20 protein-coding genes are annotated in these 20,530 nt (G+C 44.7%); 18 read left to right on the top strand and 2 right to left on the bottom strand.

All coding sequences use genetic code 11. The features are described 5' to 3' along the window. The first annotated feature begins 22 nt into the window (after nt 1–22). The 14 genes from fabV to IW644_RS15345 all read left to right on the top strand — a co-directional run bounded on the left by fabV (nt 23) and on the right by IW644_RS15345 (nt 15,805). A complete protein-coding gene (gene fabV / locus IW644_RS15280) occupies nt 23–1,201 on the top strand; it encodes an enoyl-ACP reductase FabV (RefSeq protein WP_269918316.1) in 1,179 nt (392 codons plus the stop codon). A 509-nt stretch (nt 1,202–1,710) separates the two neighbouring features. Continuing rightward, nucleotides 1,711–3,051: a Na(+)-translocating NADH-quinone reductase subunit A gene (locus IW644_RS15285; protein WP_269918317.1), complete on the top strand. Its 1,341-nt coding sequence runs from the start codon at nt 1,711–1,713 to the stop codon at nt 3,049–3,051. A gap of 3 nt (nt 3,052–3,054) precedes the next feature. After that, on the top strand, nt 3,055–4,257 hold the full coding sequence (locus tag IW644_RS15290) for an NADH:ubiquinone reductase (Na(+)-transporting) subunit B (protein ID WP_269918318.1): 1,203 nt from the start codon (nt 3,055–3,057) through the stop codon (nt 4,255–4,257). Further along, nucleotides 4,247–5,011: a Na(+)-translocating NADH-quinone reductase subunit C gene (locus IW644_RS15295; RefSeq protein ID WP_269918319.1), complete on the top strand. Its 765-nt coding sequence runs from the start codon at nt 4,247–4,249 to the stop codon at nt 5,009–5,011. The genes IW644_RS15290 and IW644_RS15295 overlap by 11 nt, the downstream gene beginning before the upstream one ends. A 10-nt stretch (nt 5,012–5,021) precedes the next feature. After that, nucleotides 5,022–5,654, top strand: coding sequence for an NADH:ubiquinone reductase (Na(+)-transporting) subunit D (locus IW644_RS15300; RefSeq protein ID WP_015068139.1), 633 nt, complete (start codon nt 5,022–5,024; stop codon nt 5,652–5,654). A 3-nt stretch (nt 5,655–5,657) separates the two neighbouring features. Beyond that, entirely contained in the window at nt 5,658–6,266 is a 609-nt protein-coding gene (gene nqrE, locus IW644_RS15305; RefSeq protein WP_015068138.1) for an NADH:ubiquinone reductase (Na(+)-transporting) subunit E, read from the top strand. A 20-nt stretch (nt 6,267–6,286) separates the two neighbouring features. Further along, on the top strand, nt 6,287–7,519 hold the full coding sequence (gene nqrF, locus IW644_RS15310; protein ID WP_269918320.1) for an NADH:ubiquinone reductase (Na(+)-transporting) subunit F: 1,233 nt from the start codon (nt 6,287–6,289) through the stop codon (nt 7,517–7,519). 131 nt (nt 7,520–7,650) lie between these two features. Continuing rightward, nucleotides 7,651–8,676 carry an FAD:protein FMN transferase gene (locus IW644_RS15315; RefSeq protein WP_269918321.1) on the top strand — a complete coding sequence of 342 codons (1,026 nt, stop codon included), beginning with the start codon at nt 7,651–7,653 and terminating at the stop codon, nt 8,674–8,676. 9 nt (nt 8,677–8,685) lie between these two features. After that, on the top strand, nt 8,686–8,919 hold the full coding sequence (gene nqrM, locus IW644_RS15320) for a (Na+)-NQR maturation NqrM (RefSeq protein WP_014950791.1): 234 nt from the start codon (nt 8,686–8,688) through the stop codon (nt 8,917–8,919). A gap of 320 nt (nt 8,920–9,239) precedes the next feature. Then, a complete protein-coding gene (locus tag IW644_RS15325) occupies nt 9,240–12,824 on the top strand; it encodes an FG-GAP repeat domain-containing protein (protein ID WP_269918322.1) in 3,585 nt (1,194 codons plus the stop codon). A 276-nt stretch (nt 12,825–13,100) separates the two neighbouring features. After that, the gene (dinB, locus tag IW644_RS15330; protein WP_269918323.1) at nt 13,101–14,174 is read left to right on the top strand and encodes a DNA polymerase IV; all 1,074 of its coding nucleotides are present in this window, start codon (nt 13,101–13,103) and stop codon (nt 14,172–14,174) included. 143 nt (nt 14,175–14,317) lie between these two features. Then, a complete protein-coding gene (locus IW644_RS15335) occupies nt 14,318–14,515 on the top strand; it encodes a hypothetical protein (RefSeq protein WP_269918324.1) in 198 nt (65 codons plus the stop codon). 87 nt (nt 14,516–14,602) lie between these two features. Continuing rightward, nucleotides 14,603–14,851, top strand: a complete 249-nt coding sequence (locus IW644_RS15340) for a DUF1653 domain-containing protein (protein WP_179984635.1) — start codon at nt 14,603–14,605, stop codon at nt 14,849–14,851. Between the two features lie 63 nt (nt 14,852–14,914). After that, nucleotides 14,915–15,805, top strand: a complete 891-nt coding sequence (locus tag IW644_RS15345) for an MBL fold metallo-hydrolase (protein WP_269918325.1) — start codon at nt 14,915–14,917, stop codon at nt 15,803–15,805. Nucleotides 15,806–15,844: 39 nt separating this feature from the next. Here the strand turns inward: IW644_RS15345 and IW644_RS15350 are convergent, their stop codons facing one another. Beyond that, complete coding sequence (locus IW644_RS15350) at nt 15,845–16,063, bottom strand: VF530 family protein (protein WP_269918326.1); 219 nt, start codon at nt 16,061–16,063, stop codon at nt 15,845–15,847. Nucleotides 16,064–16,150: 87 nt separating this feature from the next. Further along, nucleotides 16,151–16,822 (bottom strand): HTH-type transcriptional regulator RutR, encoded by a 672-nt coding sequence (rutR, locus tag IW644_RS15355; RefSeq protein ID WP_269918327.1) that lies wholly within the window; start codon nt 16,820–16,822, stop codon nt 16,151–16,153. A 309-nt stretch (nt 16,823–17,131) separates the two neighbouring features. Here rutR and rutA point away from each other — a divergent pair, with 309 nt between their 5' ends. The 4 genes from rutA to rutD all read left to right on the top strand — a co-directional run bounded on the left by rutA (nt 17,132) and on the right by rutD (nt 20,470). Continuing rightward, entirely contained in the window at nt 17,132–18,220 is a 1,089-nt protein-coding gene (gene rutA, locus IW644_RS15360) for a pyrimidine utilization protein A (protein ID WP_136783790.1), read from the top strand. Further along, a complete protein-coding gene (gene rutB / locus IW644_RS15365; RefSeq protein WP_269918328.1) occupies nt 18,220–18,951 on the top strand; it encodes a pyrimidine utilization protein B in 732 nt (243 codons plus the stop codon). The genes rutA and rutB overlap by 1 nt, the downstream gene beginning before the upstream one ends. 216 nt (nt 18,952–19,167) lie before the next feature. Then, nucleotides 19,168–19,551, top strand: a complete 384-nt coding sequence (gene rutC / locus IW644_RS15370) for a pyrimidine utilization protein C (protein ID WP_269918329.1) — start codon at nt 19,168–19,170, stop codon at nt 19,549–19,551. Nucleotides 19,552–19,609: 58 nt separating this feature from the next. Continuing rightward, entirely contained in the window at nt 19,610–20,470 is an 861-nt protein-coding gene (rutD, locus tag IW644_RS15375; protein WP_269918330.1) for a pyrimidine utilization protein D, read from the top strand. Nucleotides 20,471–20,530: the final 60 nt, after the last annotated feature.

Raw genomic sequence — 20,530 nt, forward strand, 5'->3', positions numbered from 1 at the left:
CGCTCAAATAAGGAAAATTATTATGGTTATCAAGCCTAAAGTGAGAGGCTTCATTTGTACAAACGCGCACCCGGTAGGCTGTGCTAAAGCGGTTGATGAACAAATTGCTTATGTGGAAGCAAAAGGTGACTTAGGCGAAGGCCCTAAAAATGTGCTGGTTATTGGTAGCTCAACAGGCTATGGCTTAGCGTCACGCATCACATCTGCCTTTGGCTATGGTGCAAAAACACTAGGTGTGTGCTTTGAAAAAGCACCAACGGAACGCAAAACGGGTACTGCTGGTTGGTACAACACTGCAGCGTTCCATGAAAAAGCCAAAGCAAAAGGCTTGTATGCAGATACAATTAATGGCGATGCCTTTTCTGATGAGATTAAAAACGCAGCTATTGAAAAAATCAAAGCTGAAATGGGTAAAGTTGACTTGGTTATCTACAGTCTTGCGTCTCCGCGTAGAACTGACCCGCAAACCGGCGTGACCTACAAGTCGACACTTAAGCCAGTAGGCGAGGCATATACCACAAAAACTTACGATACAGATAAAGATAAAGTGCATGAAGTGGTGCTTGAGCCTGCCAATGACGATGAGATCCTCAACACTATTAAAGTGATGGGTGGCGAAGATTGGGAACGTTGGATGGACTTTCTACGCGATGCTGATGTGCTAGCAGAAGGTTGCAAAACCACTGCCTATACCTACATAGGTAAAGAGCTTACATGGCCTATTTACGGTCAAGCGACTATCGGCAAAGCAAAAGAAGACCTAGACCGCGCTGCTGCAGCCATTATTGGCAAAAACAGTGATTTGCTTGTACAAGCAAACGTGAGCTCACTGAAAGCGCTAGTGACTCAAGCAAGTTCTGCTATTCCCGTTATGCCCCTTTATATTTCACTTATTTACAAAGTAATGAAAGAAGAGGGCACTCACGAAGGCTGTATTGAACAAATTCATGGTTTATTCACACAATGCCTATTTGGGAATACTCCTACGCTAGATGAAGCAAATCGCTATCGCATGGATGGCAAAGAAACTAACGATGCTACCCAAGCGAAAATTAAGGCGCTATGGGACCAAGTGACACAAGAGAACTTTCATGACTTAAGTGACTACAAAGGTTACCACCATGAGTTCCTAAAGCTGTTTGGTTTTGATATTGACAGCGTTGATTACGACAGTGAAGTTGACCCATTGGTTAAGTGGTAAAACCTAAACTTACCATTAATTAACTTAATGCTATTTGTGCAAAAGCCGTCTGATTTGACGGCTTTTTTGTGCATTATTACAAGCCGATATAGGGTGCTAGCGAAAAAAATGTAAATGAATAAGACCAAAGGTTTACATTAAATTGTAGAAAAATTTGCCTTTATCTTGAAATAGCGTGGCACAAACGTATGGGTTAATGCTAAAATCCCGAAATTAAGTAGGGGTCTTTTCTGCCTCTACCAAAACAGCAGTGGCGATTGCAGCTACACAACAACAATAATAAGTGTAAATTTCTGCTGGTGGTCTATATAGAAAGGGCGAACAAAGCGTCCGCTTAAGGAATTATGCGTTACGGCTTCATAACAGGCTGACCGTAGCAATTGCAGCAAGTTCCATCAATCAACAAAAAAGGTGTTTAACACCTGTTAATAGTGCGTTTTTGCATGCTGACAGGCAGGTTTTCTGCGGTCATGCAAAAGGGTATTTCTATTAGAGTAGTGCAATTACATATGATAAAAATCAAGAAAGGTCTCGACCTCCCAATTGAGGGAGCGCCAAAGCAGGAGATTGCTGATGCATCTGCTGCAACGCGCGTTGCCATTCTGGGAGAAGAATATGTGGGTATGCGCCCTACCATGCACGTCCAAGTTGGCGATGTAGTGAAGAAAGGTCAGGTTCTTTTTGAAGACAAAAAGAATCCTGGCGTTAAATTCACTGCTCCCGCTGCGGGTGAAGTGGTAGAGGTTAACCGTGGTGCAAAACGTGTTCTTCAGTCTGTAGTTATCAAAGTGAACGGCAGCGATGCCGTAACATTTGATAAAATTGCAGCTGACCAGATCGCGAGCGCAACACGTGAGCAGCTTCAGTCAATCCTTGTAGAGTCAGGCATGTGGACAGCGTTACGCACACGTCCATTCAGCAAATCGCCTCAGCTAGACTCTGTACCAAGCTCAATTTTCGTTACAGCAATGGATACTAATCCACTTGCAGCAGATCCTGCTGTGATTATTGCTGAGCGCCAAGACGATTTTGTAAATGGTCTTAAAGCGCTAACGCAATTGAGTGGTGGCAAAACTTACGTTTGTAAAGCGGCAGGTGCTTCTGTTGCTACTGGCGATGCGGCAGTTGATGTTGAAGAGTTTGGCGGTCCTCACCCTGCGGGCCTACCGGGTACTCATATCCACTTCCTTGATTCAGCCGGCATGAACAAAACGGTTTGGCACATCAATTACCAAGACGTTATGGCGATTGGTGCATTGCTAACTACGGGTGAATTAGATAACCGCCGTGTTATCTCACTTGCAGGTCCTGCTGCAACAAACCCACGTCTAGTGCGCACTGTAATTGGCGCAGATGTGACCGAGCTAACTGCCAACGAGCAGGTAGACGGTGAAGTACGTGTTATCTCTGGTTCTGTACTAAGTGGTACAACAGCGATGGGCGTTCACGGTTTCCTTGGCCGTTTCCACACCCAAGTTTCACTACTAAAAGAAGGTCGCGAGAAGAAATTGTTCGGTTGGATCCTACCTGGTTCAAACCAACACTCAGTGACTCGTGCTTACTTAGGTCACCTAAGTGGCAGCAAGAAATTTGATATGACAACAACTACCAATGGTTCTGAACGTTCTATGGTTCCAATTGGTAATTACGAACGCGTTATGCCCCTAGATATCATTCCTACGCTTCTGCTTAGGGACCTGATTTCTGGTGATACTGACGGTGCTCAGACGTTGGGTTGCTTAGAGTTGGACGAAGAAGATTTGGCATTGTGTACTTATGTATGCCCTGGCAAATACAACTACGCTCCTATCTTACGCGACTGTTTGACCACGATAGAGAAAGAGGGTTAAGTCATGGGTTTAAAAGCGTATTTAGAAAAGATCGAACCAAACTTCGAACCAGGTGGTAAACATGAAAAGTGGTATGCGCTTTACGAAGCTGCAGCGACCATCTTTTATACGCCAGGTAAAGTAAACAAAGCTAACACGCACGTGCGTGACAGCATTGACCTTAAGCGCATCATGATCATGGTATGGATGGCAACATTCCCAGCTATGTTCTTTGGTATGTATAACATTGGTTTCCAAGCGCAAGAAGCTATTGCTGCTGGTGCGGGAACGCTGCCTGACACATGGCAGGCGGGTCTTTTCACTGCATTAGGTGGTGATCTGACAAATGCTGGCATTTTAGGTCTATTTTTCTACGGTGCATGTTTCTGGCTACCTATTTATGCAGTAACGTTTGCTGTTGGTGGTTTCTGGGAAGTACTTTTCGCTTCTGTGCGTAAGCACGAAGTTAACGAAGGCTTCTTCGTAACGTCAGTACTGTTTGCACTTACACTTCCAGCCACTATCCCTCTATGGCAAGTAGCACTAGGTATTACCTTCGGTGTTGTTATCGCTAAAGAAGTATTCGGTGGTACAGGTCGTAACTTCCTTAACCCAGCTCTGTCTGGTCGTGCATTCCTTTACTTTGCTTATCCTGCACAAATCTCAGGTGACCAAGTATGGGTAGCAGCAGACGGTTATTCGGGTGCAACGTCTCTTAGCCAAGCAGCTTGGGGTAACCTAGACTACGCTGATATGTCTCAGTGGATGGATAGCTTTATCGGTACTATCGCGGGCTCTGCGGGTGAAGTATCTACTCTTGCTATTATTCTTGGTGGCTTGTTCATCATGTACATGCGTATAGCAAGCTGGCGCATTGTTGCTGGTGTAGCGATAGGTGTTGCCTTCTTCGCAACTCTACTAAACCTAATTGGCAGCGATACTAACCCTATGTTTGCAATGCCTGCACATTGGCACTTTGTTGTTGGTGGTCTTGCTTTTGGTATGTTCTTTATGGCGACAGACCCAGTTTCTGCGTCGTTCACAAACCAAGGTAAGTGGGCTTACGGTATCTTCATTGGTTTCATGACGGTACTAATCCGCGTCCTTAACCCAGCCTTCCCTGAAGGTGTAATGCTAGCAATTCTATTTGCTAACTTGTGGGCGCCACTGTTCGACTATTTTGTCGCACAAAGCAACATCAAGCGGAGGGTAGCACGTGTCGGCTAAGAAAGAATCTTTAGGCAAAACTATCGGTGTAGTAGTTGCCGTATGTTTGGTTTGTTCAATTGTTGTTTCTGGCGCGGCTGTTGGCCTTCGCTCTTTACAGCAAACAAACGCGGCTCTTGATAAAAAGAGCAACATTCTTAATGCTGCAGGCCTTTACGAAATGGGCATGAGCAACAACGCTATCGAAAGCACATACAGTGAGCGAGTAGAGCAGCGTTACGTAAATCTTGAAGAAGGCACTTTTGTTGAGGCGCCTGCTCCAGATTACGATATGTATAAAGCTGCTAAGCAAACTGAGTACAGCACAAAGGTAACTAACAGCAATGTTGGTTTTCAACGTCGCCCTAACGTGGCGAGTGTTTACTTAGTTCGTGACGAAGCAGGTGATGTATCTCGTATCATCTTACCTGTACACGGTAGCGGTCTTTGGGATCTTATGTACGGATTCTTAGCGATAGATGCAGACGGCCAAACGGTTCGCGAGCTTATTTACTATCAGCAAAAAGAAACGCCAGGACTAGGTGGTGAAGTGCAAAACCCTGCTTGGCAGGAAAAATGGGACGGCAAAGAGCTTTACGAGAATGGCGAAGTTGCTATTCGCGTAGTGAAAAATGCTAACCCTAGCAATCCTCACACTATCGATGCGCTTTCAGGTGCAACCCTAACTAGTAACGGTGTTGAAAACACCATTCGTTACTGGGTAGGCGAGCAAGGCTTCGGCCAGTTCCTGAAGAACCAAGCATGGCGTTCATAAGGGAAGTCTCATGGCAGATACTAAAGAAATGAAAAAGGCCCTCTTTGGGCCAATCCTGGACAACAACCCGATCGCCCTACAGGTATTGGGTATCTGTTCAGCACTGGCAATTACCACTAAGCTGGAAACAGCCTTGGTAATGTCGCTAGCGCTTACAAGCGTTGTAGCGTTCTCAAACTTGTTTATTTCACTTATTCGTAACCAGATTCCATCTAGCGTTCGAATTATTATCCAGATGACCATTATTGCGTCGTTGGTAATCGTTGTAGACCAAATCCTAAAAGCGTATTCGTATGAAATATCGAAGCAGCTGTCAGTTTTCGTTGGTCTTATTATTACTAACTGTATCGTAATGGGTCGTGCTGAAGCTTACGCCATGAAGAGCCCACCTCTGATGAGCTTCCTTGATGGTATTGGTAACGGCTTAGGTTACTCTTTCATTCTAATTGTTATTGGTACAATTAAAGAGCTATTTGGTTTCGGTACTATTTTAGGTTTCGAAATCCTTCCACTGGTTCAAAACGGTGGCTGGTACCAAGGTAATGGTTTGTTAATTCTACCATTCAGCTCGTTCTTCTTAATCGGCGGTATGATTTGGGTTATCCGTACCATCCGTCCTGAGCAAGTAGAGCCTAAGGAGTAAGTCATGGAACATTATTTGTCGTTATTTGTTCGCTCAATTTTCGTTGAGAACATGGCGTTATCACTTTTCTTAGGTATGTGTACCTTCCTTGCGGTATCTAAGAAAGTAAAAACTGCTATGGGTCTTGGTGTTGCTGTTATCGTGGTACTAGGTATCTCGGTTCCGGTTAACCAAATTATTTATGTAAACATTCTTGCTCCAGGCGCATTAGCATGGGCAGGTTTCCCTGAAGCTGACTTAAGCTTCCTTAACTTCCTAACCTTTATCGGTGTTATTGCGGCATTGGTACAGATCCTAGAGATGAGCTTAGATAAGTTCTTCCCTGCGCTTTATAACGCACTAGGTATCTTCCTTCCGCTTATTACCGTTAACTGTGCAATCTTCGGTGGTGTAGCGTTCGCAGTACAGCGTGAATATAACCTGACCGAAAGTGTTGTTTACGGCGTAGGAAGTGGTATTGGCTGGGCAATAGCAATTGTGTTGCTTGCGGCAGTACGTGAAAAGCTTAAGTATGCTGATATGCCAGATGGCGTTCGTGGTCTAGGTTCTGTATTTATGATCGCGGGTCTAATGGCACTAGGCTTCCAGTCATTCACTGGTATTCAGCTGTAAGAAAGCTCGGGAGCATATAAATGAATAATGTAGAAATATATCTAGGCGTAGGCATGTTCATTGCCATCGTTCTAGCGCTGGTATTTATTATCATGTTTGCCAAGTCTAAATTGGTACCAAGCGGTGATGTTACTATCACTATCAATGGTGACCCAGACAAAGCAATCAAAACAGAGCCAGGTGGTAAGCTACTTGGTGCTCTAGCTGATGCGGGATACTTCGTATCTTCTGCGTGTGGTGGCGGTGGCTCATGTGGTCAGTGTCGTGTAGACGTACACTCAGGTGGTGGTGAAATTCTTCCAACTGAACTAGACCACATCACTAAAGGTGAAGCACGCGAAGGCTGCCGTCTTTCATGTCAGGTTGCTATTAAGCAAGACATGGAAATCGAGCTGGAAGAGTCGGTATTTGGTGTTAAGAAATGGGATTGTGAAGTTATCTCTAACGATAACAAAGCAACTTTCATCAAAGAACTTAAGCTTAAAATTCCTAACGGTGAAAGCGTACCTTTCCGTGCAGGTGGTTATATTCAGATTGAAGCGCCAGCTCACCACGTTAAGTACAAAGACTTCGACATTCCTGAAGAATATCGCGGTGACTGGGAGCGTTTTGGCTTCTTCGACATCGAGTCTAAAGTAGACGAAGAAACGATTCGTGCGTACTCAATGGCGAACTACCCAGAAGAAGAAGGCATTATTATGTTGAACGTGCGTATCGCTACGCCGCCACCTAATAACCTAAGCCTACCTGCTGGTAAAATGTCATCGTACATTTGGAGCCTGAAAGAAGGCGACAAAGCGACTATCTCTGGTCCGTTCGGTGAATTCTTCGCGAAAGAAACTGAAAACGAAATGGTATTCGTAGGTGGTGGTGCAGGTATGGCCCCAATGCGTTCACACATCTTCGATCAGCTTCGTCGCCTTAAGTCTAAGCGTAAAATGAGCTTCTGGTACGGTGCACGTTCACTTCGTGAAATGTTCTATACAGAAGACTTCGACGAACTAGCAGCAGAAAACGATAACTTTGAGTGGCACGTAGCACTTTCAGATCCTCAGCCTGAGGACAACTGGGAAGGCTACACAGGGTTTATTCACCAAGTTCTTCTAGAGAACTATTTGAAAGATCACCCTGCACCAGAAGACTGTGAGTTCTACATGTGTGGACCACCTATGATGAACGCGGCCGTTATCAACATGCTTAAAGATTTAGGTGTCGAGGACGAAAACATCATGCTAGATGACTTCGGTGGCTAAGCGTTTAATTTAAGAGCTACTCGCTTAAAAGTTATTAAGCATATTAAAAGGGGCGTAAGCCCCTTTTTCGTTGAAGCAACATGCATAATGCACGTAATTTCGTTTCGTGCATATTAGCTAAGGACAACATCGTGATTCGATTTGCTATTCGAATTTTCCTCGCCTTCGTTGCGGTAGGTATTCTACTTCTCGCAAGCTGTAGCGACGAAAAAACGCCTGTAGTGCATCTTCAAGGGCAGACAATGGGCACAACCTACAATGTTAAATACCTTGTAGTTGAAGCGCCGGTAGATGGCTTACAGGCTGAAATAGATGCCCGCCTTGTTGACGTTAATAAGATGATGTCTACTTACGACCCAACGTCAGAACTATCAAGGTTTAATCAATATCGTTACACCGATAATTTTGCTGTGTCGCCAGATACGTTAACCGTGGTAAATGAAGCGCTCCGCCTGGCTAATCTTAGTGGCGGTGTACTTGATGTGACCGTTGGTCCGCTGGTTAACCTATGGGGGTTTGGCCCCACAAAGCGCCCTGAGAAAGTGCCCAGTCAGGCAGACATCGACGATATCCGTGAATATGTGGGCTATAAGAAGCTGTCGACCACGCCAACAGGCTTAAAGAAAAGTCATCCTATGCTGTACGTCGACCTATCGACTATTGCCAAAGGCTTTGGCGTTGACGAAGTGGCTGAGATCCTTGAAAAGCACGGTATTGAAAACTACCTTGTGGAAATAGGCGGTGAAATGCGCGTAAAAGGCGAGCGAGGCGACGGAAGTGAATGGCTTATTGCTATTGAAAAGCCGGTCACTACTGAACGTGCAGTTCAAAAAGTTGTCTCAATAGGTGAAAACGCGGTTGCTACATCGGGTGACTACCGTAACTATTACGAAGAAGATGGCGTTCGTTATTCGCATCTAATCGACCCGACTACTGGTAAGCCTATTTCACACAACTTGGTGTCGGTCACCGTTGTTCACCCTTCATCTATGACGTCAGATGGTTTAGCCACGGCATTTAATGTGATGGGATGGGAGCAAGCAATAGCGGTTGCAGAGCAAGAGCAACTTGCGGTATTCCTCATTCGTCGCACAGAAGACGGATTTGAAGAGTATGCGTCGCCAGAATTTGATAAACTGGTCACAGTTCATAATTAGGGGGTAGCAATGTCTACATTCATTCTTGCTTTTGGTTTCTTTCTAACAATGGTACTGGCTATGGCCGTAGGTTACCTTTTTCAGAAAAAATCAATTTCTGGAAGCTGTGGCGGCTTAGGGGCACTTGGTATCGAAAAAGCCTGTGACTGTCCAGAACCGTGCGATCGTAAAAAGTCACGTATGGAAAAAGAAGAAGCCCGCCAGAAAAAATTAAACGAGTGGAAGCAAAATCAAATTTTGTAATGCTTAGTCTCTCGTTGGCTTAAGTTATAAAAGCGCTGTTTGATACTCATCGACAGCGCTTTTTTGTATCTGTTAGATGGACATTTAACACCGAGTCTGGACAGCTAACTAAATGTAACTTGTCGGGGATGCTTCATGGGCGAAACAGTTAAAGGGAACGTTATCTTTACAAACAAGCCATGAACAGGCGTTTATATTTTGTAACTTTGTTTCGCTCAACCCATATTTCGTTGCTCCACATTTGTATTTAGGTTAAATTTACGTCTCATAAAATACCAATACCAATACCAATACCAATAATAAAACATCAAGGAAGAGTTATGACACGCAGTGTACGCCTCGGGACCTTCAGTATTATCGCATTATCCCTAGCCGCATGTGGAGGCGGAGGTTCAGACTCTGATGTGTCGGATAACGGAGGCTCCACTCCGGTTTCGTCATCATCCATCATCTTAAACGCGAAAGACTACACCCCATCACGCCTCAACACTGCAGCCAAGGCAATTGCAAATGCACAATACCAAGGCGAAACAGTTAATGCGGAAGTAGATATAGAGCTGGTCCAACAAGCCTTCAATTTGTTATTTAATGATTCCGTCATGACAGTACCAGAACTGGCAGAACAGGATTTTTCTAATGACGTAAACGGCGGAACGATTAAAAAAACGTATGCCTGTGATCAAGGTGGTAGTGTTGCTTATGACGGCAAAGTATCCGATACCTTAACAGGTACTATCGCCATGAATTACCAAAACTGTTGGTTGTATAGCAATGGCGTTGCTATTTCTGGGTCGACGGCTATTGCCATTGAAAGCGTGTCAGATAGCGCCGCGAAATACAGTATGTATTTCGACAGTCTGACATGGACTATCGAAGGTGTACCTTATACTTTGTCTGGCGTTGTCTCAATTGATGAAAGCTTCAATGAAACTAACGGTAGCTATCACGTAGATACCAGCCAACATGTGGCGTTCACTATTGGCGCAGAGCAATATAAATTAACGGGGAATTACGACATATCTGATTCACCCAATGAAAGCCTTAACCATGCTGAATTAGACTTCTATGTTGGCTCTAAAGGTAAACTAGCTGTCGAAGCAGAGGCCCCTGAGTATTTATGGCCATACATGTACGATGGCGAAGTAGTAGTAGCGGGTGATAAAACTGCAACCTTACTTTTCGAACAAAGCACTATTCGTTATTTAGAAGATACAGATAACGACGGTACCTACGACCTAGGTACATTTATAATTGATGGCCATGATTTAATTAGTGGTAACCTTGCAGACAGATCACTTGTCGCTATTGCTGACATGTCCATGCCACCCACTGTCTATGCACCTGATTTTTATACCTGGGACTCAGTAGACACGACGACACCCATTACTGTTAGCCCTGGCTATTATAATGATAGCGATACAGACTACGAAGATTTAACGGTCAGTTTCCGCTGGTATCTCAATGGCAACTTAGTAGAAGACGTTACAGGAGATACCTTTCCCGCCTATCGCGCTGTATTTAACGATGTAGTAGAAGTGTCAATGGTCGTCTCTGATAGCGCTAACACTGTAGAGTCAGATCGCACTTCAATTACTCTGTCGGATGCACCAGCACAAGTAGCTTTTGAGAATTTACCAGAGTCAGTGTCTCCTGGAGAATATATCGAATTCAGAGCAATTGTGTCTGACCCTGATCTTGGCGACAATCAAGGTGCTCCTACCTTAGTGTCAGCGCCAGCAGGCGCTACCATTAACGAAGATGGATTGATTTCATGGCAAGCGCCGAGTAATCAGTTGTTTAAAACCCAACTTTACGAATTTGGTTTTTCAACTGGCGAAGAAGGTGCTGAAGTAGTCAAAACTGATGTCTCAGTGACTAATAATGAGGTTCAAGAGTTAGCACGCTCGGGTATTGAAGTGCCTAAGATGAACAATTCAATGGTAGTGGGTGATTTCGACCACGACGGCGACAATGAAGTGCTCTCTACCGATTCTGCAAATCGCGTGTTTTTACTGTCTTATCAAAACGGCAGCTACAACCAAACTTGGATGTACCCCTACCAAATCGAGCACGGTGAAACAGTAAAACAAGTTCTCAGTACCGATTTTGATAACGACGATTACCCCGATATTTTAGTGATATCTGAACACGGCGTATCTATCGTTACCGACATTGACGAAGCGGCCACAACGCTTTTTACCACCGACAATTTCATACATAGTGCTGTTCTAGGAGACATAGACAATGATGGTGACGATGAATTGGCCTACCTATATTCATCACGTGATTACGGCGATGCCAATGATGTTGTGGTGGTAGATCTTAATTCGCCAGAATCACCTTTATTTACGTTTACCGCTGAAAATACCTATGAAATTGCTCTGGGTAATGTAGATTCTGACGCTCAGTTAGAACTGGTTACCAATTCTGGTTTGGTTTATGACCTTGATACTGGTGAAAACCAGTGGTTTTTGAACTCAGGATTTGGTAGTCATCACATTGCCGTTGCCGATGTAAATGGCGACGGTATTGATGAAATTGTAGGCGCTGACAGTTGGTCTTACATCTATGTATACTCAGCACAAGACAAGTCTCAAATTACGAGTGTTGAGAATTTTAATACTTGCGACATTAGCGCAGGGAAACTGACTGACGATAGTAACCCTGTATTGCTTGTAGGGGACTGCCAATGGGGCAACGTCCACGCCATGAAGCTGTCTAATAATACGCTCACTTCAGTATTTAGCGTTGATATGGTTGATCACGGTTCAACCTCGCTGACCCTTGGCGATGCCGACAATGATGGCCTTAACGAACTGTTATGGGGCACTGGCACTACTTCTTCTGGAGAGGACTTACTCGTAACGGCAGATGTCACAGCCACTTCTGCAACAATAAAAACGACGGCAACCACACATCAACTAGACAGCTTTAACGCGGCTGGGTGGGCAGATTTGTATCCTGGTGACGAACGTGCTGTTTTCTTCGTGCCGAGTACGGGGAGCGGTTATGACGGCTCCAAGGTCTTACTAATGGAGAACTCAGGGAATTACATTACTAGTGAAGAGATTTCTTCTAACTGGGATAACTCTAGTGTTGCTGTAACTACCGATTACAACAATGACGGTGCTGGTGATTTATTCCTACCTAGTGCAGAAACCTACGATGGCGCCTTCGCCGCAATGCGATTAAATGATTTCTCTATTCAATACGAAATTACAGGCGATTATTCGAATGACGTTTCAGTTATCAAGGCATTTGACTTCAATAACGATGGTTTCGATGATGCAGTGTATGTTGATGGTCGCACACTAAAAGCGGTCGACGTGAACAATCAAGTTATGTTGGCCACTTACACCATGCCTCAATATTTCCGTGATTTCGATATTGTCGCGATGAATGGCAATGTGTATGTGGCGCTTTCTCAAGGCGACGACATAACGCAATTACTTAAGCCAACAACATCAGGTTTCTCTATTCAGGCAAGCGCCGATATTTCTTGCGCGCGCCTTGCCTTTATCAATGCTGATAGTGACGCTGCCGCTGAACTGGCCTGTTATAACAATCAGAACCAATCACTGGTTATATTTGATGTAACTGACACTAGTTTGACTAAGGCATCAGACGTTTCGGTGAGTAAGGTTATTGTAGACATGGTAGCCAATCCAGTAACCGCTACTGAACAGACACTTCTTGTTACAACGGCGCATGACGATGATTGGAGTTACTACGGTGCTTCTGAACTCAGCGAAATGACGGTTGAAGGCATCAGTATTTGGAAAAGCCCTGCGTTGATTGGTCCGGCCCGCAGCCATTCTCTACACGTGAGAAAATCTGCTGAGGGGAGCCTAGAAGTGATGATGGCAACATCTCGTGTAATGTACTGGTTAGGCCGAGTGAATTAAGTAAAACTGCTGGGGCAATTTTGATACTTGTTTTGGCGTTTACATAATTGAGCGGCGACACATCAGTGATGGTGTGTCGCCGCTTTTTGTTTAGTACTTTAATTCTGGCAACGTTCTGTAAAAAACACTCGTTTCAACTTGAGCCATTCATGTAAAAGAGTGGGGACCAATCAATCTCGTTAATAATCAAAACGAGGTAGTGTAATTAAGCGCTTTTGATAATATACTGTCTTTTTGTACAGTTTCGTGTGAGCACGTTAAGAGCAAAGGCAGGTAATGCGAAAAATTATCCACGTCGACATGGATTGTTTTTACGCCGCAGTTGAAATGCGCGACAACCCAGCTTTGCGCAATATTCCCATTGCTATTGGCGGCAGTGCCGACCGTCGTGGTGTTATCTCTACCTGTAATTATCCCGCCCGCAAATTTGGTGTGCGCTCGGCTATGGCAACAGCCTATGCCTTGAAGTTATGTCCAAATCTGACGCTAGTGAAAGGGCGTATGGAGGTGTATGCCGCTGAGTCGCAAAAAATACGTAAGATTTTTGCAGACTATACCGACCTTATTGAACCCCTATCGTTAGATGAAGCCTATCTGGATGTTACTAACAGTGAATTTTGTGGTGGCAGCGCTACGTTAATAGCTGAAGAAATACGTGCTCGTATTGAAAGCGAGTTAGGTCTTACCGCTTCAGCAGGGGTCGCGCCCTGCAAATTCGTGGCAAAAGTAGCCAGCGATGAAAACAAGCCTGACGGTATTTGCGTGATCACGCCCGACAAACTTGATGAGTTTGTACGCGAAATGCCGCTAAAGAAAATTCCAGGCGTGGGCAAAGTTACCATGCAAAAGCTGCAGCGCATGGGGCTTAATACCTGCAATGACGTTCGTAAGTATCCTTTCGAACGCATCCAAAAAGAACTGGGTAAGTTCGGTAGTGTACTGTGGGAACGGGCTCATGGCATCGATGAGCGCGAGTTGTCAGTATCTCGAGAACGCAAGTCTATAGGCGTAGAGCGAACGTTAAGTGAAGATATCCATACTATCGATCAATGTATCGACTTTCTGCCCCACTTATTTGAAAAGCTTCAGGAACGAATGGAAAACCATAAGAAGCGGACGGGCAAGCCTGTGCGTATTCGCACACAAGGCGTAAAGCTAAAGTTTAACGACTTTCAGCTAACTACTGTTGAGCATCGCTGTGCCACGCTAGATGAAGCTTATTTTCGTACATTAATGCAGGAAGCTTTTGAGCGAGCAACAGGACGTGGCATCCGTCTTGTTGGCGTGCATGTAGGCCTCGCCGCCGACCAATCAACACAACAGCTGGTTTTGCCTTTTGAAGGCTACTAATCGTCAATATTTTTTATAATGTAAGTCGTGCACCGTAAGCGCACTATGTATTCTAGAGTGTATTGGTTAGGCAAGTTTCAGATTTTAGTGTTCTAACATGGTTTTTAGAGTACAAAGGTTACAGCGAGAAACAGGGACGGAAAATGCAGATTAGAAAAATTTCTTTTTGGGGCGATATTGCCTTTACTATTTTAGCAAGTGCTGTAGTGATTGCTTGCTTCTTCAACCCTCAATTATTTGTAGAAAATAAGGTTTTGAGAATAATTGTGTTGGTCGGTGGTGGGCTACTGCCTTTGAAGTATGCTCTGAAATCAGCGAGGCATTCTAGAGAGCTGAAGTAAGTCGCCAATATTCGAAGTCTACATTACACGGTCGACACAAAGTATACTGGGTATATGAAGACTAACAGTAATCAACTTTGAGGCATCATGATAGATACAAACCTTAAAACCCCCGGTCGTTACAAGCATTATAAAGGCAATTTATACGATGTTTACGAAGTCGCCACCCACTCAGAAGACGAAAGTAAGTTAGTGGTATATCGGCCGTGCTATGGCGAAAAAGCGTTATGGGTTCGCCCTCTGGATATGTTTTTAGAGTCAGTGGAAAAAGACGGAGAGACACTCCCTCGTTTTGCTTATGTGGGTGATATCCCTAATGACGAAAAAATGATCTAATTGTGAAATTAGGTCATAGTGTAAAAGGTCTTATATAAACAGGCTTCTTACAAGGAAATAATAATGAAAACTGCATCTCGCTTTAGCGCCCACGTTATGGCTGCGTTCTTAGCTGCAAGCCCTTTAATTTATTCAGCGGTTCACCCCGCAAATGCACAAGACAGGTTCGCCGATGTCGAAGTTAAAGCCACAGCGATAAAAGGCTCTGTGCACATGCTTACAGGTGCAGGTGGAAATATTGGTGTATCAGCTGGGGAAGACGGTATTCTTATCATCGACGACCAATTTGCGCCACTGGCTGAAAAGATAGCGGCCCAGCTTGGTGAGCTAGGCAGTGATAAGCCTAAATATGTGATAAACACGCATTATCACGGCGATCACACAGGCTCTAATGCATTTTTCCACAGTCACAAAGGTGCCACCATTCTCGCCCATGAAAATGTGCGCGTTCGGCTAGCTAACGATGAGAAGATAAAACCGGAAGCCCTGCCAACCATTACCTATGAAGATGGGATTAAAATTTACTTTAATGGTGAGACCCTACATGTAATGCATTTAGCAGTAGGACACACTGACGGCGATAGCGTAGTGTGGTTTGAGCAACCCAACGTCATGCACACGGGCGACTTATTCTTCAATGGCCGTTTTCCTTACATCGACCAAGGTGCAGGTGGCAATGTGGAAGGCTACATGGAATCGGTAGAGCAGTTGCTAGCGAAAATAAATGACGAGACGGTTATCATTCCAGGCCACGGCGATATTAGTAACAAGCAAGAATACTCCGCGTTTTTAGCCATGATCAGCGAAACTTTCGACTACGTTAAGACGCTTAAGCAAGACGGCAAAACCCTTGATGAAGTAAAAGCGATGGGCCTAGATGAAAAGTGGGCCGACTGGAGCTGGAACTTTATTACTGAAGAAAAGTGGATAGCTACACTCTACAACGACGCTTAGGCCGCAAATAATAGGGTCAGTGTAAAACGCTACACTATTTTAATTACTAAATGTTTGAATATAGAGCTGTTCTACTTTGTCTCGCGCCCACTGGGTCTTTCTAAGAAACTTAAGAGATGATTTAATCGAAGGGTCGTTGTTAAAGCAGTTCACTCTTATGCGGTAATACAACCCGTCCCAGCCGTAGCGCTCATGAAGTTGTGTCACAATTTTTTCAAGCGTTAAGCCGTGTAGGGGATTGTTGGGTTGTTGGTTCATAATGTGCCGCTAATTTGCATTTACTCTATGTTTTAGTTTATCACAAACAATGGGGGGCAGAGTCATTACTCTGACCCCCATTCCTCTTTAAGGCTTTAGCCCATCTAAAATAATGTGCTGAATGTTGCTAAGCGTGCTATCGAAGAAGTCGGGATCGCTTAAATCTTTACCCGTGACCGCTTTAATCTGAACGCTGAAATCTGCATAGTGCTGCGTAATAGCCCAAATGCTAAAAATTAGGTGTATGGGGTCGACAGGCTTTAATTTGCCGGCTTCAATCCACGCATTAATCACGGCGCTTTTTGCATCCAGCAATGTTTTAAGCGGCGTTTCTAATTCCTTTATTAAAAGCGGTGCACCTTGTACCACTTCCATACAAAAAAGTTTTGATTCGGCCGGGTTATCCCGTGACATTTCAAGTTTTACTTTTATGTATTCACTTAAGGTGGCTATGGGTTCCTGTTCTGCAGAAAAGCTTTGCAGCGGCGTCAGCCACACATCTAATAGGTGAGTGATAACCGATAGGTAAAGACCGTCTTTACTTTTAAAGTAATACAGTAAGTTACTCTTTGAGACATTCGCTAATTCCGATACTTGCTCTACCGTGGTACCGCTCACGCCGTTTTTTGCAAATAATGATAGCGCAGCATCCATAATGCGGGTGCGCTTTTCTAATAGCGCCTTTTCTCGTCGTTTCTGGGTGGTAGGGCTAAAAGCTCTTGCTGTTTTTGTATTTACTTGGTCTTCAGATTTACTCACTACTCAATTCTTCTTAACCGGATTTCTGCAATCTGGCGCATAGTTTACGCGCAGTTTTCTAACCTATAAACCCATTTGCACAAATATGCACCAATTAAGTTCAGTTGCACTGGACTGGATGTTCCAAATTGAACCAATAGGTCTAATTTCAAATTGCGCATTATGTAAGATATTGAAAATTAACAAATAAATAAATTGGCCTGCTTTATGCTGTTCACTATGTATACCGCCACTTCAATGTTTTGAATTCGGCAACCTTAAAAAAAGCGGGGTAAACCGCTTAAAACGCAGACAAGCAGAGGGAACAACATGGATATAGGTGTATTTATTCCGATTGGTAACAACGGCTGGTTAATTTCTAAAAATTCGCCTCAGTTCAAACCATCGTTCGATCTCAACAAAGAGATTGTAATGAAGGCAGAAAAGTACGATATGGACTTCGCGCTCTCTATGATCAAGTTGCGTGGTTTTGGCGGTGAAACAGAATTTTGGGACTACAACTTAGAGTCGTTTACGTTGATGGCTGGTCTTGCCGCTGTTACTTCAAAAATACAATTGTATGCCACAGCAGCAACGTTAGTCTTGCCACCAGCGATCATGGCACGCATGGCGACTACTATCGATTCTATTTCCAATGGTCGTTTTGGGGTCAACCTGGTTACCGGCTGGCAACGCCCTGAATACTCACAAATGGGCATGTGGCCGGGCGATGAGTTTTTCGGTAACCGCTACGAATATTTGGATGAATACATCAAAGTTGTGAAAGAGCTGTGGGAAACAGGGAAAAGTGATTTTAAAGGCGAGCATTTCCAAATGGATGACTGCCGTATGCTACCTAAACCACAGCGAAAAATACCGCTTATTTGTGCTGGGCAAAGTGCCGCGGGCATGGATTTCTCCGCCCGTCACGCCGACTATAACTTCTGTTTTGGTAAAGGTGTGAATACACCTACCGCATTTGCGCCTACCGCTGCGCGCTTGACCGAAGCCGCTGAAAAGCACGGTCGTAGCGTAGGCTCCGCGGTGCTTATCATGGTCATTGCTGATGAAACCGACGAAGCAGCTATGGCTAAATGGGAAAGCTATAAAGAGGGTAAAGATCAGTCAGCGTTAGATTGGATGGCAACGCAGGGCGCGGCTGACAAAAAGTCAGGCAAAGACACCAACATTCGCGATATGACCAACCCAACCTCAGCAGTAAACCTGAATATGGGGACCCTTGTTGGCTCTTATGAATCAGTCGCTTCTATGCTAGATGAAATCGCGACGGTTCCAGGCTGCGAAGGTGTATTGCTAACCTTTGATGATTTCCTTAAAGGTATGGATGATTTCGGCACTAAAATTCAGCCGCTAATGAAATCCCGTCAGCATCTACTTGAAACATCGGGAGCAGCCTAATGTCTGCCGGTGAAGTATTTGAAGTGTCAGGGTGCTTTCAAGCACGCCAAAAAGAGCAGCCAGTGCTGCCTGCCAAACCAGAGCCCTTAACCCTAAACCCAGCTGAAACCGCCGTGATAGTTGTGGATTTGCAGAACGCTTATGCCAGTAAAAACGGTTATTTAGACAAAGCGGGGTTTGATGTCTCTACTACTGAGCCGGTTATTGAAAATACCGTTAAGGTGCTTGATACCGCTCGCGCCGCAGGCATGCCGGTGGTGTTCTTACAAAATGGGTGGGACGCGGATTATAAAGAAGCGGGGGGGCCTGGCTCACCTAACTGGTATAAGTCTAACGCCCTTAAAACTATGCGCAAACAGCCTGAGCTTAAGGGCAGTTTGCTTGCCAAAGGCACTTGGGACTATGCACTCGTAGACGCATTAAAGCCTCAAGCCGACGATATCGTTATCCCTAAAACCCGTTATAGCGGTTTTTATAACACCAATTTAGACAGCATGCTGCGGGCTCGTGGTATTCGCAACTTAGTGTTTACCGGCATTGCCACTAACGTGTGTGTGGAGTCGACGCTGCGCGATGGCTTCCATCTGGAATATTTTGGTGTGGTGCTTGCTGACGCTGCCTATCAAGCTGGCCCGCCAGATATTCATGAAGCGTCTCTTTTTAATATTCAAACGTTTTTCGGTTGGGTGTCTACCACGGCGCAATTTTGTGAGGTGTTTAAACCTTCTTAATTTTAAAAGCCAAGTCGTGAGCTCGCAGCACGTAAAGCGTAAACCCATTTAGCTTAAACCCATAGCAGCTATTAAAAAGTGGGAAAGAAAGCTTAAAAGCGAGAATCCGATAATCGAAAAAATAAAGGGCAACAAGTAGCTCTGCCTTTATAAAAAATTAGCTAAAGCAGTACTGAAAGCACTGTCTAAATAGCACAAAGAATGAGGAATGTAATTATGCCAAAGAAAGCCATTATTCCAGCGGGTACTTCAACGCCAATAGCCCCTTTTGTTCCAGGCTCTATGGCTGACAATATTTTATATGTGTCAGGCACTTTGCCGTTTGATGAAAATAATTATGTGGTGCATGTAGGTGACGCTGAAGCACAAACTCGACACGTTTTAGAAACCATCAAAAGCGTTATTGAAGAGGCGGGTGGCACTATGGATGACGTCACTTTCAACTCAATTTTTATTACCGATTGGGACGACTACGCCGCGGTAAACAAGGTGTACGCCGAATACTTCCCAGGCGAAAAGCCTGCTCGCTACTGCATTAAAGTTGGGTTGGTAAAGCCTGAAGCCTTAATTGAAATTGCCTCTACAGCACACATCGGGTAAGCAGCTATGTTCGGACTTCCCATTAATTGTGCTCATTGGTTTTATGTAGGTGAGCTATATGCCTTCTGATACGCAGGCAAGCTACGCCCACACGAGCGGCCAAATGCACGGCAAAATGCACGGCGAAATGTGCGGTAAAACACATTACGAAATACACGGTCTTACGTCGCCCGACGCGCCAACGGTTGTGTTTAGTTCAGGGCTAGGCGGGGCTGCTAAGTTTTGGCAGCCTCAACTGGCTGACTTTACCCAAAGCTACCGAGTGATCACTTACGACCAACTCGGAACCAACAAAAGTGTGGGTGACTTGCCAGCGAACTACAGTATTTCTGATATGGCCAATGAACTGGCTGCACTGCTGAAAAAACTGGAAGTACAGCAATGCCATTTTGTTGGTCATGCATTAGGCGGCTTGGTGGGCTTAGAGCTCGGTTTAACTCAGCCCAACCTACTGCAAAGCCTAGTGCTAGTAAATGCATGGAGCAGCCCCAATCCGCACACCCTGCGCTGCTTTGATATACGCAAAGCCTTACTCGCTGCGGATAGAAAAGACATGTACCTACAACTGCAGGCGTTGCTGCTATTTCCACCAGATTGGATAGCCGCTAATTCACAGCACTTAGACGATGAAGAGGCGCATCTACTTAATCATTTTCCCGATGTAGATAACTTGCTAGCTCGTATCGGCGCTCTTAGCGCGTTCGATATCGATGACAAGCTTGCAAATATCACTACCCCCACATTAGCCCTAGCAAATAAAGACGACACCTTGGTTCCATGGCAGCGCTCAAAACTATTAGCTGATGCCATGCCTAACGCAGAGCTATCGGTAATGGAATATGGCGGTCATGCATCGAGTATTACGGCGCCTGAGGACTTAAATAAATTGGTATTGGAATACTTAGCGCGAATAGCTTAAACGCCTAACTCAATACTTAGGTAGCTGACACACTACTTAATAATATTTAAAAACTGGAAA

Source organism: Alteromonas sp. PRIM-21 (genome assembly GCF_027563165.1).
Classification (GTDB): Bacteria; Pseudomonadota; Gammaproteobacteria; order Enterobacterales; family Alteromonadaceae; genus Alteromonas; species Alteromonas macleodii_A.